Below are 13,472 nucleotides of genomic sequence, written 5' to 3'. Positions count from 1 at the left end.
CTTCAGCCCGGTCGAACGAACCCCTGCGCGAGCAGGTCCTGGTAGGGCACGGACTGGAATTGCAAGGGCGGGGCCATGTCGCCGAACGACTCGGTGAACGCCTGGGGTGACCGTGCCAGTTCCCGCAGGACCTGGGCCGCCGTCTCGTCGCCGGCAAGCCCGGGCGCCAGGGCGGCGCAGCCTTGCACGCCCGCATGCGGGTGCCCGAGCCAGCCCCATGTGTCGCCGCCGAGTTGGCCGATGGCGATCAGAACGGTAGCCACGTCGTAGGGGGAATCGGCGTCCCGGGCCATCGAAGCCAACTGCTCCACGAGCGCCGGCCGCACCGCCGATGCCGAGGGATGCCGGGCCAGTGCACCGACGGCAGCGGCTGCGCACGTCCTGCGCCTGGTACGTCCCGAAGCCAGGTGCGGCAGCACTCGTGCCAGGATCTCGGGAACCACGTCGAAGCAGGCGACCGCCGCCTGGTCGAGAACGAGCTCGCCCAGGCCTGCGCCGTCCTCCCACATCCGGGCCCGGCCGTCGGCATCGGCCGACAGGTGGACGGCCGTCCAGTCCCGCAGATCGGACGCACGGCCCGCCACCCGGGCCCGGATCTCCGCGGCCTTGTCGCCGAGATCGGCGGCGACGCCGACCTTGTACAGGTAGGCGAGCACGGCATCCGGCATCGAGGGATCGTCCGGCCACAGCGACGCATCGTCCAGGAACCGGCTGACCAGCAACGCGGTTGGGGCCGTCGCGGGCCAAACCCTGCCGTCGCGACGAATCGTCGTCGACCAGAGGTGTGTGTACCCGTCGACGAACGCTTTTGGGTCATCGCCGAGGAGCGCTTCCAGATGCCGTGGCGTGTCGGACGCGGGCCCCAGGGCGTGGAACAGCCGGGCCCAGTCCGCGGTGTCCATGCGTACGGTCACAGCGGCGATCGTGCCAGACCGCCCAATCGTGGCCGGCGGTGGGACGGCCCTCAGCCCCCGAGCGTCTTGTGCAGGGCTTCCAGGCCGTCTCGGTAGATGCCGGTGAAGAGGTCGACGACCTCGTCGTCCGTGGCACCGGCCTTGGGGACGAAGCGGCCGGACCACTGGACCTCGGCCGCGTTCTCGTTGCCGCTGATCTCGTAGACCCGCAGGGTGGACAGGTAGTCGACGACGGGGAACGGTGCCTGCACGATGTGGTAGCTGTAGTAGCGGTGTTCCTCGTCGAACGCCATCAGGCGCTCCACGATGGTTTCGCCGTCGGGGTTCTTCAGATGCCGTACGCGGCCGCCTTCCGAGAAGGTGCTTTCGGGGATGTAGGGCAGCCAGTCGGACAGTGATCCGAAGCCGCCGACGACTTCCCACACGCGTGCGGGAGTGGCCGGGACGACTCTGCTGACGGATGTCGATGCCATCGCTCCTCCAGAATCGTGGGGCGGGGGTCGCTCACGCTCCGCCGGGCAGGGGGGCCGCGGGGCTGACCAGGCCGGAAGCGCGCAGGTCGGTCCAGAAGTCGGCCGGTACCTTCTCGTTGAGTGCGGCGTGGTCCTCGATGGTGTGGGCGGGCCGGGTCGCGCCGGGGATGGCGGCTCTGGCGACGGGGTGTGCGAGGGAGAAGTGCAGGGCGGCGGCCTTGATGCCGATGCAGTGCCTGTCGGTGAGTTCTTTGAGCCGCGCGACCTTGGCCACGATGTCGGGTGGGGCGGTGACGTATTCGAAGTGGGTGCCACCGGCGAGGATGCCGGAGCTGTAGGGGCCTCCGACGACCATCCCGACACCTTGTTCCTCGGCCATGGGCAGCAGCCGCTGCAGGGCGTGTGCGTGGTCGAGGAGCGAGTAGCGGCCGGCGAGCAGGAACCCGTCGGGCTGGGGTTCTTCGAGGGCCAGGGTGATCTCGATGGGTTCGGTGCGGTTGACGCCGAGTCCCCAGGCCTTGATGACGCCTTCGTCGCGCAACTTCGTGAGGACGCGGAAGGCGCCCGTGCGGGCTTCCTCGATTTTCTGCAGCCACATGTCGCCGTGGAAGTCCTGGGCGATGTCGTGCACCCACACGATGTCCAGGCGGTCGGTCTGCAGGCGCTTCAGGCTGTCGTCGATGGAGCGTTTCGTGGCGTCCGCGGTCCATACGTGAAGCATTTTGTTCGGGCGTCCGTGGGCGAAGAGGTTGCCCTTCTCACCGAGATCACGTGCGCTGGGATCCTCCTTCTCGTCCAGGATGACGCGGCCGACCTTGGTGCTGAGCACGTAGTCGTCGCGCGGGCGACCGGACAAGGCCTTGCCCAGACGTATTTCCGACAGTCCGGAGCCGTAGAACGGTGCGGTGTCGAAGTATCGGGTGCCCTGGTCCCAGGCCGCGTCGACGGTGGCGGCGGCCTCGTCCTCGGGAACCGAGCGGAACATGTTTCCCAGCGGCGCGCATCCGAATCCCAGGTGCGCCGGGAGGATCTGTTCGAGTTTCACAACGTGTCCCTTCCGATGGCGCGGACTTCGACCGCGCAGGTCAGGGGGAGAACTCAGGGGAAAATGGTGGGCACCAGACCGCCGTCCACGCTCAAGGCCGCACCGGTGGTGGCCGACGCCTCGTCAGACGCCACGTAGGTCACGAGACTGGCTATCTCCTCAGGGCGTATCAGACGCTTGAGCAGGGACGTCGACGCCCGGCCACCGGCCACGTACCGGCGCTCGCGGTCCTCGTCGGACAGATCCGGATACAGCTGCGACAGCATCGATTCCACACCCCTGGTCAGGGTCGGCCCCGGAAGCACGCAGTTCACCGTGACACCGGTCCCGGCAACCTCTTGAGCGGTGCCCCGCGACAACGCCAATTGCGCGGACTTCGTCACGCCGTAGTGCACCATCTCCGTCGGGGTCTGCACCCCCGCCTCGCTGCTGACGAAAATGACACGACCCCAGCCCCGGGCCACCATGCGTGGCGCATAGTGCCGCGTCAGCCGTATCCCGGAGAGCACGTTGACCTCGAACAGCCTCAACCAGTCGTCGTCCTCGATCTCGAATACGGGCGTGGTGCCGAAGACGCCGGCGCTGTTCACGAGAATGTCGACGTCCGGCAGCTGATCCACCAGATCCGCGACCCCCTGTGCGGTGCCGACATCCCCGGTGACGCCACGGGCGCCCAGATCCTTCGCCACCTCGTCCACCCGGTCGGCCTTGCGCCCGTTGACCACCACATCAGCTCCGACATCGCCGAGCTTCCGGGCGATGGCCTCACCGATTCCCGAGGTCGATCCCGTGACCAAGGCGCTGCGGCCATGCAAGTCGATCATCTTCGGCCTTCCCTGCCCACCCCGCGCCGGCTGTCCGCCGGGGTGCGGGGTGCTGTGAGAGGTGACATCGGACCTGGTCAGCGGCCCACATGTGCCCCTCTTCGATCGTAGGTACGCATGCCTCGGACCCGCATCTCGGCAGCGGAATTCGCGGGGAGCGTGAGGCTGTCTGCGCAGGAGAAAACCGGGTCGCCTCGGCGCACCATCCGGGTAGGGTCGGGCAATGCCCGAGTTGCAGCGGCTGCACGCCCGCCATGCCCCGGCGGTGCTCGCCTTCGAGCTGGCGAACCGCGCCTACTTCGCCGCCTCGGTCCCCGACCGCGGCGACGACTTCTTCGACCGGTTCACCGACCGGTTCAACGCTTTGCTGGCCGAGCAGGAGGCCGGCGTCTGCGCCTTCCACGTGCTCGCCGCCGAGGACGGCTCGGTGCTCGGCAGGTTCAACCTGGTCGACATCGAAGACCACCGTGCGGAACTCGGCTACCGGGTCGCGCAGCGCGCGACCGGCGGGGGCGTGGCGACCGCAACCGTCCGGGAGCTGTGCCGACTGGCGGCGGACCAGTACGGGTTGCGCACCCTGCGAGCGGCCACCGTCCTCCGGAATGCCGCGTCCCAAAGGGTGCTGACCAAAGCCGGGTTCGTCCCCGTCGGTCCTGTCGACCCGGCCCACCTCGGCGGTAATCCGGGCACCTGGTACCAGCGCGACCTGGTGCACCCCGCGATCGCGCAGGCGAACCGGCTGCGGGAAGGCCGTGACCAGCGCTGACCACCGGCCGAATCGGCCGCTGGGCCGCCGGTGGGGTCACAGCGGACCCGTCCGCGCCCTCAGCAGGGCCGGTGACCCGGCTCCGCCCTGGTTGAGCCGGCCGTAGGCTCTGTGGGCAGGATGTCTTCGTGCCCACCATGGTTGTTGAGATCCATGTCCCGTTGCTGCCGACGCCCGACCTGCCGGACGGCTCCTATCCGTTTCCTTGGATCGAGGAGGTCGAGGACTTCTTGTCAGTTCTCGAAGACCAAGGTCACATGGAAGTCTTCGACGAGGGAGAGGAGGACGGGGATGTCTACGTCTTCTTCGTCGCCGGAGCCGGTGAGGGGGATCTCCTGACGGTGGCCTCCCGCGTCGCCGCGTTGCCCGGGGTCCCTGCGGGGACCGTCGCGGTCGTCAGTGACGACAAGGCCGAGGAGCTCGGGCAGGGGCGACGGGTGGCGCTTCCACTGCCTGCGCGCTGAGCACCGGTGCGGAGCCCCCGCTCCCTGCCCAGGACGGCGCTGCTGGTCGCCCGCACCGGTATCGCCGGCGGGCTCGGTGGATTGCCGCCTCGCCGCCGGAACGGGCCCGTCAGGGCTTTTCGGGCTTGCGGGCCAGGAGGCAGGCGTGCGGTCTGCTCACCCGGCCGCCGGGCTCCTGCTCCAGCTTCGCGGTGACGACGAGTCCGGCCTGTTCCAGCAGGCCGATCATGCGGTTCAGGGGCAGCAGGTGCGACTCGAAGGACACGGGATGGCCGTAACCGTGCGTCCGCTGCAGCAGTTCATCGCCGGTGTAGTCCCCCCAGAGCAGGTGTCCGCCGGGCGCGAGCGTGCGGTGGAACTCGGCGAACACCGCCGGCAGCCACCGCGGGGGCGTGTGGTGGGTGGAGTACCAGGCCAGGATGCCGCCGAGCTCGTCGTCTTCGCTCTCCAGCGCGGTCATCGAGCCCTCGGTGAACCGCAGCTCCGGATAGGCGTGGCGGGCCAGCTCGATCATCTTCGGTGACAGATCGACGCCGAAGGCGGACACTCCCAGCGCGGCCAGGTGCGCCGTCACACGGCCGGGCCCGCATCCCAGGTCCGCGACCGGCCTCGGACCGTCCGTCCGTACGAGTTCGGCGAATGCCGCCAGCATCGCGCGCGACAGCGGGTCCATCGCGCCTGGAGGCGGCACGCGTTCGACGTAGGCGGCGGCGACGGTGTCGTACGACGCGCGGACGGCGGTCAGATAGGAGGGCTCAGCCATGCGGCCGACCCTAGACCTCCGCGAGACCCGGAGAGTTCGCCGGGCATACCCGAGTCGCGGGTCAAGGCGAGTGGCCTGCACGCGCTTTCGTTCGGCGTGCAGGCCACTCAGCCAGGGTCACCCCCAGGACGGGTCCCAGTTGGAGACGGGGGTGTTCCTGATGATGCGCCGGATAGCAGCGATCATGGTTGTTCACCTCCTCTCAAGCGTGTGAGCGGGAGTCTTGGTGGTTCGGTGGAGGGCGAAGGGGCGGCAGATCGCGGCGTTGGTCACGAAGGGGGACATGTTGCCGCCTGTGACAGTGAGATGTGCGTCGCTCATGAGGGCGGTCACGGTGTCGACGATCATGGTGTGCGCGACCGCCGCTCCGGCGCAGATGAACGGGCCGGCGCTGTAGGGCAGGTAGGGGCCGTGTTCACCCGTTTCGCCCCAGCGCTGCGGCCGGAACATGTCCGGCTGGGCCCAGCGGCTTGTGTCATGGTGCAAGAGGTAGGGGCTGACAGACAGGACCGCGCCGGCCTGGAAGGAGATCCCGCCGAATTCGATGGGGTGGGGGACCGGGCGGCCGACCATCCAGACCACCGGACGGTGGCGTGCGGCCTCGCGGACGATCCAGTCGGCGGACCATGGCCATGGGGAACCCGGAGTGTTGTGGAGGCAGGCCAGCAGCAGTGACCACGCCACCGAGTGGCCGACGGTCTCGACGATTGCCGAGTACATCTGCAAGTACAGCTCAGCCAGGGCACGGCTGGTGACTTCGGTGGGGCACGCGCCGATCGCGGTGTCCAGCATGTCGCGCGGCTCGTCGGCGCGGATGCCTTCTTCCCGGCGAAGTGTCACGTGCTCGGTCAGAGCTCGCTTCAGCTTCGGGCGCAGCATCTCCACTCGTGCCCGCTGCGTCAGGCGGGGGGCGCGCAGCAATATGCCGACGCGTACGGCGTGCTCCATCAACCGGTGCAACGGTGGTGAGACATGGGGGTGCAGGAGCATGTCCGCAGTGCACTGGTGCGCCAACCTGGTTCCGGCTGCCGGCCAATGACTGGTCTCGGGCAGTCCCGCCACGGCCCTGGCCACGTTGTCCCGGTATTCGGGCAAACGCGTCCGCATCAGTTTTCGTACGGCGCGGCCGAACTCGGTCTGGGCTGACCTCGAGGGCAGCAGGTCCCCGAAGAAGGTGGACCTCTCCGCGTTGAAGACCGGGTCGCGGAGCACCATGAGCGCCAGGTCCGAATCGCCCACACACCAGGTGCCCCACGGCAGACGGAATACTCCCGACGGACTGCGGTGAGAGAAGTCCTCGATGAACCCCAACGGATCGCGTCGGAACCTGAGCATCTCGATCGTGCTCATCCAGGGCCCCCTCTCGCCCCACTGGCCAGGCGCTGTCCAGCACGTCGGACAGATCTTGCGAGCGGTGACTATCGCAACGCATTGTGTATCCACGGTGTTGGCGCCCTCGAAAACACTACTCTTTCATCAATCCCTTCGCATTTTCGGCGAGGAACTGCCCGAATGTCCTGGTGCCTTGCGTGTTGTGCCGTCGTGTGCATACGGGTTGGTCGCCTTCGCTTTCGCTTTCGCTGTTGGGTAAAGCGAATACATGAGGAAAGCTTCCGGCCAGTGCACTAGCGTGGGGGCCCATGATCGTATGGCTCAACGGCACCCACGGCGCGGGCAAGACGACGACCAGTGGGCTGGTGCAGCAACTGATCCCGGATTCGCGGGTGTTCGACGCCGAGAAGGTCGGCGAGACGCTCATGGACATCAAGCCGGGGCTGCCCGCGACGGACAACTTCCAGCACTGGCCGCCGTGGCGGCCGCTCGTGGTGGAGACTGCCCGCCGTGTGCTCGACTACACCGGCGGCACTCTGGTGGTGCCCATGACGGTCCTGGTCGAGGAGTACTGGCGCGAGATCAGCTCGGGACTGGAGCGGCACGCCGTCCCGGTACGGCACTTCGTGCTCCATGCCGACCAGGACACCCTTCGCGGCCGCATCGAGGGGGACACTCTGCTCGGCCCCTCGCCCTTCCGGCTGCGGTATCTCGAGCCCTACGCCGAGGCGGCCCGCACATGGCTGCACGCCGAGGCCGAGGTCGTCGACACCACGTACCTCACGCCCGCCGAGGCCGCCCGGCGGATCGCGGAGGCCGTCAGCGGCTGAGGCCCGCGCGCCGCGCGTCGGGGAGGTCCTGGTCGACCCAGACCACCTTGCCGCCGGGGACGGGACGGGAGCCCCACTTGCGGGACAGGCTGGTGACGAGGGACAGGCCGCGGCCGTGCTCGTCCGTGGTGCATGCCTGGCGCGGGCGCGGAATGCACGGCCCGGCGTCGGACACCTCGCACGTGAGGACCTGGTGCCGGATGAGCCGCAGCTCGATGTGCCCGGAGGTGTGGCGAATCGCATTGGTGACGAGTTCGCTGACGATCAGTTTCGTCGCGTCCTCGAGATCCTCGAGGCCCCACTCCGCGAGCTGACGTGCCGCGAGGTCCCGGGCGCTGCGCACGGCCGACCGGTCACTGGGCAGCGCCGTGGAGAGCACCCGGCTCGGGCTGAGCGATCCGGTCCTGACGAGGAGGAGCGTCACGTCGTCGCCCGGCGTCCGGCCGGGCACGCTCCGCGTTGCGTTGTCGCAAAGGTCCTCCAGGGTCCGGCCCGGTTGCGCGAGGGCGGTGCCGAGCCGGTGCATCCCCTCGTCGATGTCGTGGCCGCCGGCTTCGATCAGGCCGTCGGTGTAGAGGGCGAGGAGGCTTCCCTCCTCCAGTTCCAGTTCCACGGACTCGAATGGTTCGCCCGGGCCGGTACCCAGAGGTGCCCCGGTGGGCAGGTCGGGATACGAGAAGCGCCCCTGAGGGTCGACGACCACGGGCGGCGGGTGCCCCGCCGATGCCATGGTGCAGCGGCGGGTGGACGGGTCGTAGACGGCGTACAGGCAGGTGGCGACGCCCCCCACCGGTGTGGCCCCGTCCCGGGGATCGCCGTCCTGTTCGGTCAGCCGCCGCACCGTGTCGTCGAGGTGGGCCAGCAGTTCCTCCGGCGGCAGTTCCATGCCCGAGAGGGTGTGGACGGCGGTACGGAGCCGGCCCATGGCCGCCGCGGCCTGAAGACCGTGCCCCACCACATCGCCGACGACCAGCGCCACCCGGGCGCCCGACAGCGGGATCACGTCGAACCAGTCGCCACCCACACCGTGGTCCACGTCCGCGGGCAGATAGCGCGACGCCACGTCGACCGCCGTGCCACCCGTCAAGTGGCGTGGCAGCAGGTGGCGTTGGAGCGTGAGGGCGAGGGTGTGGCGACTGGCGTACCGGCGGGCGGCGTCCAGCGTCCGGGCGGTCCGGCCGACGAGTTCCTCGGCCAGCAGCAGATCGACATGGTCGAAGGGCGCGGGATCCGTCGTGCGGACGAACAGTGCGACGCCCAGCAGGGTGTGCCGGCCCTGGATGGGCACGACCATGATCGAGTGCATGCCGTGGTCGCGGCCCCTGTGCGCCAGGTCCGGCACGTCGTCGGCCCATGTGCCGGCAGCGGTGGCCAGGACCGGTTGTATGTGCGACTTCCCGGCACGCACGGCCGCGGTGAAGGGCGAATCGGCCGGCACCTCGATCAACTCGCCTCGCGCCCAAGGGGATTCCGGCACGCCGTGGCGGAGGGAAGCCAGCCCTGCCCGCCGGAACGTGGGGAGCTTGCCGACCGGGGCGACGCCGGGCGGGGGCTCCTCCCCGAACGAGACCGAGTGCTCCAGGTCCACGGCGACGTAGTCGGCGAGCAGGGGCACGGCGAGGTCGGCCAGCTCCTGGCCCGCCTGCATCGTGTCGAGGGTGCTGCCCAGTCGCGCGCTGGCCCGGCTGAGGACGGCGAGCCGGTCGCGGACCTGCCGACTCGCGGCGACGTCGGCGCTGATCACACACAGCCCCAGCGATTCGCCGTCGGCGCCCTGGAGGCACTGGAACGAGGCCGCGTACTGGGAGCCCGAGCCCCCGCAGGTCTCCTCCCGAGTCCGGTACTCGTGGATCCTGGCGTCACTGCCCTGGACGACCTGCCGCATCACCGCCTCGATCGCCTCGGCATTGGCACCGGGCACGGCTTCGGTGAACCGGCTTCCGAGCCGCCGGTCGGGGGAGACCCCGTCGTGGCTCTCGGCGATGTCGTTCACATAGGTGCAGCGCAGGTGACGGTCGCGAATACCGACAGCGATCGGTGCGCGGGCCAGGAGCGGCCCGCGCACCGTTCCGTCCACGGCGTCCCCGGACAATGGCACGGTCTCGGTCATGGACGCGAGCCACCGGGCTGTCCCCTTCTGCCCGCGCACCATCGTGATCCGCACGCTGACGTCTAGCACACGGCCGTCCCGATGGCGCAGGGCCGTCGTCCCTGACCAGCCGTTCTCGGCACGGCAGCGCTCGACGAAGGCCGCGGTCGTTGTCGCTTCCGTGAAGGACGGCAGGACGAGTGCCGCGGACCGGCCGACGACGTCCCCGGCGGAGTACCCGACGAGCTGTTCGGCGGGGTGGGTCCACGCGGCGACTGTCCCTCGCTCGTCGAGCAGCGCGATGGCCGTGTCGAAGTCGTCGGACGCGCTCAACTGCTTACCGAGTGTCACTGCGTCGCGGCTGCTCATCATGGTCATCGAGTGCTGCCCTCGGAGGTCTGGGGAGGTGTCGGCGGTATGACGGCGGATGGTTGTCCGCCTTTGCCCCGAAAGACCGGAGAGTGGTTGCTTTTGTGACAGCTTCGGGGGTGGGTGCCGCACGCTTGGGTGGAGCCGGCCCGCCGCCGGCCGTCCCGTGGCTCACCGGGCGCGTGTGCTCTGCTGCGCCCATGGCGACCGGCTTCGGCTGCACCGCGGGGCTGATCAAGGACGTCACCGGACGCCTTCCCGACGGTCTCGGCGCGCCGTACGCCGCCGCCGGGCCCGGAGCCCCCTGCCGCGGCTGTCCTCAGGCGCGATTGCGGCCGAGGCTCGCACCGCCGTCGACGCGCAGGATCTGGCCGGTGATGAAGCCCGCCCTGTCGGAGAGCAGGAAGGCGATCGCGGCCGCGAGCTCCTCCGGGCGCCCCAGCCGCCCCATGGGCACGGTCGCCAGGTAGCGGGCGGCCGAGACCGACCCGGGCGGGTTGGTCTCCTGGAACAGCTCGGTCTCGGTGGGGCCGGGCGCGACGGCGTTCACGGTGATCCCCCGCGCGGCCAGCTCGCCGGCCCACCCCCGCGTCAGGAACTCCAGCGCGCCCTTGGCCGCACCGTACGAGGTGCGATCGGGCAGGCCCAGGGTGACCAGACTGGTGATGTTGACGACGCGGCCCCACGATCGTTCGGTCATCCCGGGGAGGACGGCCTGCACGATCTGGACCGCGGTGCGCACATTCAGGTCGAGCACCGCGTCGAGGTCCGGCAGCCCGACCTCCCCGATGGGCGCGGGCCGCACTGCGGCCACATTGTTGACCACGCCGTCGACCGGTCCCGTACCCAGCACCTCCTCCAGGACCCGATCGGTGACCGCGCGGTCGGCGAGGTCCGCCTCGTGGAACTCGCCGGGAAAGGAGCTCGGCGCGCTGCGGGCGATGCCCACCGGAGTGTGGCCCTCTTCGGCCAGCTGCTCGGCGAGGGCCCGGCCGATGCCTTTGGAGGCGCCCGTGATGAGAAAACGCCTGCGGGTCATGGGGTCACTCCCTTGCTGGGCCGGTCCGCCACGTGTTCGCGAACAGGACGGGGGCCTCGCCCTCGAAAAGCGCTGTTCATGGCACTATGTGACAAATGTCAGGTTTGCTGACTGTCGATCGTAGGTGATCGACCCCGGTCGCGAGGGCTGCCGGCGCCGACCCCGTGGCGCGCCGCCGGAGGGACCCGGTCCCCGCGCGCGGGGAGGAACGCGCGGGGACCGGACCGTGATGCGTCAGCCGCGGCTGACGGTGATGTCGTACGTGCCGCCGGGAACGGTGAGCTGGGCGTAGCCGCCGGCGATGGTGCCCTGGTAGGCGGTGCAGCTGCCTGCCGTGCACACGGTCCGGCCGTTCACGGTGACCGCGGCGCGGTCACCGACGGGGACGGAGATCGTTCCGCCGGTGGTCTCCGGGGTCTCGGCGTGGAGGGTGAACCACTCGGTCTTGGTGTTGGACTGCCACTGCACCGCGACGTCGCCGAACTTCGTCGGTACCGAGCCCTGGGCCCACTTCAGGTCTCCGGTGTGGGGTTTGATGTTCCAGGTGGCGTAGCCGGGGTCGACCGGGCTGACGCCGAGGACCTGTTCGGTGAGCTGGACGGTCGGGGAGGCGGCCCAGCCGTGGGCGAGGCTGGCGGTGGCGCGGTTGACGCCGCCGTTGCTGTTCTTGAACTCCCAGAATCCTCCGGTGTACAGCGGATTGTCCTCGTCGACCATCGGCCCCCAGGTGCGGCGCATCAGGTCGAAAGCGCCGTCCGCGTCGCCGACGGTGAAGCGGCCCGCGGTCTCCATGCCGTTGCCGAAGGGCTCGATGGTGTGGCCCGTCGGGTCGAGCAGACCGGGGCCCATGATGGCGCCGTACGGGGTCCAGAGCGTCTTGAGCGCGTTGAGGACGCTGGCTTGCCGGTCGGCGGGGACGAAGCCGTACTGCAGGGCGAGGGAGTTGGCGTCCTCGACCAGCACGTCGGGGTGGGTGCTGCTCTGTCCGTAGGCGCCCAGCTGCGGGTTCCACAGCCTGGCGTTGACGGCCTGCTTGATCGCCTCGGCCTTGGCGTCGTCGGCGACCGCATTGGCGGCGGAGCCGATCTGCCGCTCGAGCCAGGCCATCTCCTTGAGCAGGATGTAGTAGTCGATGCTGTACTTGGTGACCTCGCCGGTCTGACTGGCCTGCCAGAAGTCGCGGTCGTTCGACGCCACGAGGTTGTTCGCCGTCAGGGACCGGTCGTTGTAGGCGAGTTCGGCCCGCAGGGCGGGCAGGGCCTTGACGGCGTAGTCCCGGTCCGCGGTGTACCGGTAGTAGTCGATGACGGCGCGTGCGCCGTAGCCGGAGTAGTTGTTGGAGTAGAACAGCGGCGAGCCGGCCGGGTTCCGGCCCTTGCTGAAGTCGGGCGAGCCGGGGATGGCTCCGTCCGCTCGTTGGGTGGCGAGCAGCACGTCGAGCGAGGACTTCACGTAGCCGGCGCCCAGGTCGCCGAGGGTGCTCATCGCGGTGGGGCCCTGGACGAGGAGGTCGCCGGTCCAGATGCTGCGGTCCCGCTTGGCGCCGTCGTAGATCCGCTGGTCCAGCAGACCGTTGAGGCCGGCCGGCTTCAGGTTCAGCTGCAGCGTGTAGGCGCCGGAGTACCACATCTTGTTGAGCTCGTCGTCGCTGGACAGGAACCAGCCCTTGTAGTCCGCGGGGGTGGCCCGGACGCCCTGGAAGTCCACACCGGCGGCCGAGAGGGAGATGCTGCCCGGCGAGGTCAGGGTGAGCAGTACGAAGCGGAAGCCGCCGTGGTAGCTGCCGGAGACCCGGCCGGTCGCCGTGGGCTGCAGGGTGTCGATGCCGCCGACGCCCGCCAGGCTGCGGGACTCATCAGAACTGGGCGCGCCCGGCGCGGACGTCGCGGGTGCTTGCGCCGGCAGGCCGGCGGTCAGCGCGGGGGTGAACGAGACGGTTCGCGCCGTGGTGTTGAACGCGGTGATGGTGCGGGTCTGGGCGCTCGCACCGGTGCCGAAGGTGATCGTGTTGCCGACTTCCAGGTTCGCCGCCGAGGCGACGGTCACCTGTGTGGCGCCGGTGGCTGCCGCTGTGGAGAGGCTGGTGGCGGCGCGGGTGCGGATGTACTGGCGGGCCTCGGAGGTGGCCAGCGAGAGCGTGGGGGAGCCGCTGAGCGCGGTGACGTCGAACCAGGGGGCGCCCGCGACGTCCTTGCCGAAGTCCAGCAGCACCGACGCGGGTGCGCCGCCGGCGACCGTCGTCAGGGTCGTCGCCTGTCCCTTCCCCTTGACCAGGGTGTTGAGGTGGGAGACGGTGCCCCGGCTCTCGACGTCGACCGGGGGCACCTGGGCGGTGGCCGGCCCCAGGACGTAGGAGTGCCAGGCAGGGTCCTGGGGTGCCGCGGCCTCGGCCTGCACGGCGACGGAACCCATGGCGGCGAGCAGTGCCACGGCGACGGTCAGCCGCTGGTGCCCGCGGCTGCCCGACTCGTTTCTGAATCGTTTCATTATCATGGTGCGAACTCCCTGGGAAGGAAAGGGTACGGAGGTGGGGCGAACCGGCCGGGACGCCTCGGGCGCCGGCC

The 13,472-nt window shown here is 69.8% G+C and carries 12 protein-coding genes; 3 read left to right on the top strand and 9 right to left on the bottom strand.

Translation table 11 applies throughout. The annotated features are described in order from the left end of the window. Nucleotides 1-2: 2 nt before the first annotated feature. Genes ACIP9H_RS05735 through ACIP9H_RS05720 form a run of 4 tightly spaced genes read right to left on the bottom strand, consistent with a single transcriptional unit; the run spans nucleotide 3 to nucleotide 3,256 of the window. On the bottom strand, nucleotides 3-914 hold the full coding sequence (locus tag ACIP9H_RS05735; RefSeq protein ID WP_401581413.1) for a hypothetical protein: 912 nt from the start codon (nucleotides 912-914) through the stop codon (nucleotides 3-5). A gap of 50 nt (nucleotides 915-964) precedes the next feature. Next, nucleotides 965-1,387, bottom strand: a complete 423-nt coding sequence (locus ACIP9H_RS05730; protein ID WP_401581411.1) for an SRPBCC family protein — start codon at nucleotides 1,385-1,387, stop codon at nucleotides 965-967. A gap of 31 nt (nucleotides 1,388-1,418) precedes the next feature. Further along, nucleotides 1,419-2,432, bottom strand: a complete 1,014-nt coding sequence (locus ACIP9H_RS05725; RefSeq protein ID WP_401581409.1) for an aldo/keto reductase — start codon at nucleotides 2,430-2,432, stop codon at nucleotides 1,419-1,421. Nucleotides 2,433-2,485: 53 nt separating this feature from the next. Further along, the gene (locus ACIP9H_RS05720; RefSeq protein WP_401581406.1) at nucleotides 2,486-3,256 is read right to left on the bottom strand and encodes an SDR family NAD(P)-dependent oxidoreductase; all 771 of its coding nucleotides are present in this window, start codon (nucleotides 3,254-3,256) and stop codon (nucleotides 2,486-2,488) included. 223 nt (nucleotides 3,257-3,479) lie between these two features. Here ACIP9H_RS05720 and ACIP9H_RS05715 point away from each other — a divergent pair, with 223 nt between their 5' ends. Both ACIP9H_RS05715 and ACIP9H_RS05710 read left to right on the top strand, forming a co-directional pair. After that, complete coding sequence (locus ACIP9H_RS05715) at nucleotides 3,480-4,022, top strand: GNAT family N-acetyltransferase (protein ID WP_401581403.1); 543 nt, start codon at nucleotides 3,480-3,482, stop codon at nucleotides 4,020-4,022. Nucleotides 4,023-4,159: 137 nt separating this feature from the next. Next, the gene (locus tag ACIP9H_RS05710; protein ID WP_401582378.1) at nucleotides 4,160-4,486 is read left to right on the top strand and encodes a hypothetical protein; all 327 of its coding nucleotides are present in this window, start codon (nucleotides 4,160-4,162) and stop codon (nucleotides 4,484-4,486) included. A 109-nt stretch (nucleotides 4,487-4,595) separates the two neighbouring features. Here ACIP9H_RS05710 and ACIP9H_RS05705 read toward each other — a convergent pair whose 3' ends face one another. Both ACIP9H_RS05705 and ACIP9H_RS05700 read right to left on the bottom strand, forming a co-directional pair. Further along, a complete protein-coding gene (locus tag ACIP9H_RS05705; protein ID WP_401581401.1) occupies nucleotides 4,596-5,249 on the bottom strand; it encodes a class I SAM-dependent methyltransferase in 654 nt (217 codons plus the stop codon). A 192-nt stretch (nucleotides 5,250-5,441) separates the two neighbouring features. Continuing rightward, complete coding sequence (locus ACIP9H_RS05700; protein WP_401581399.1) at nucleotides 5,442-6,599, bottom strand: cytochrome P450; 1,158 nt, start codon at nucleotides 6,597-6,599, stop codon at nucleotides 5,442-5,444. A gap of 290 nt (nucleotides 6,600-6,889) precedes the next feature. On the opposite strand from ACIP9H_RS05700, the gene ACIP9H_RS05695 reads away from it, so the two are divergent. After that, nucleotides 6,890-7,411: an AAA family ATPase gene (locus tag ACIP9H_RS05695; protein WP_401581397.1), complete on the top strand. Its 522-nt coding sequence runs from the start codon at nucleotides 6,890-6,892 to the stop codon at nucleotides 7,409-7,411. On the opposite strand, the gene ACIP9H_RS05690 is transcribed toward ACIP9H_RS05695, so the two are convergent. From ACIP9H_RS05690 to ACIP9H_RS05680, 3 genes are all read right to left on the bottom strand, one after another. Continuing rightward, nucleotides 7,401-9,878 carry a SpoIIE family protein phosphatase gene (locus ACIP9H_RS05690; RefSeq protein ID WP_401581395.1) on the bottom strand — a complete coding sequence of 826 codons (2,478 nt, stop codon included), beginning with the start codon at nucleotides 9,876-9,878 and terminating at the stop codon, nucleotides 7,401-7,403. The two genes, ACIP9H_RS05695 and ACIP9H_RS05690, sit on opposite strands and share 11 nt — an antisense overlap. A gap of 310 nt (nucleotides 9,879-10,188) precedes the next feature. After that, complete coding sequence (locus tag ACIP9H_RS05685; RefSeq protein ID WP_401957709.1) at nucleotides 10,189-10,908, bottom strand: SDR family oxidoreductase; 720 nt, start codon at nucleotides 10,906-10,908, stop codon at nucleotides 10,189-10,191. A 234-nt stretch (nucleotides 10,909-11,142) separates the two neighbouring features. Further along, entirely contained in the window at nucleotides 11,143-13,395 is a 2,253-nt protein-coding gene (locus ACIP9H_RS05680; protein WP_401957706.1) for an alpha-L-rhamnosidase C-terminal domain-containing protein, read from the bottom strand. Between the last annotated feature and the right edge of the window lie 77 nt (nucleotides 13,396-13,472).

The organism is Streptomyces sp. NPDC088732 (assembly GCF_044751205.1).
GTDB lineage: Bacteria > Actinomycetota > Actinomycetes > Streptomycetales > Streptomycetaceae > Actinacidiphila.
Note: the sequence above shows the minus strand (reverse complement) of the source record. Positions and strands in the feature narration are given on the sequence as shown.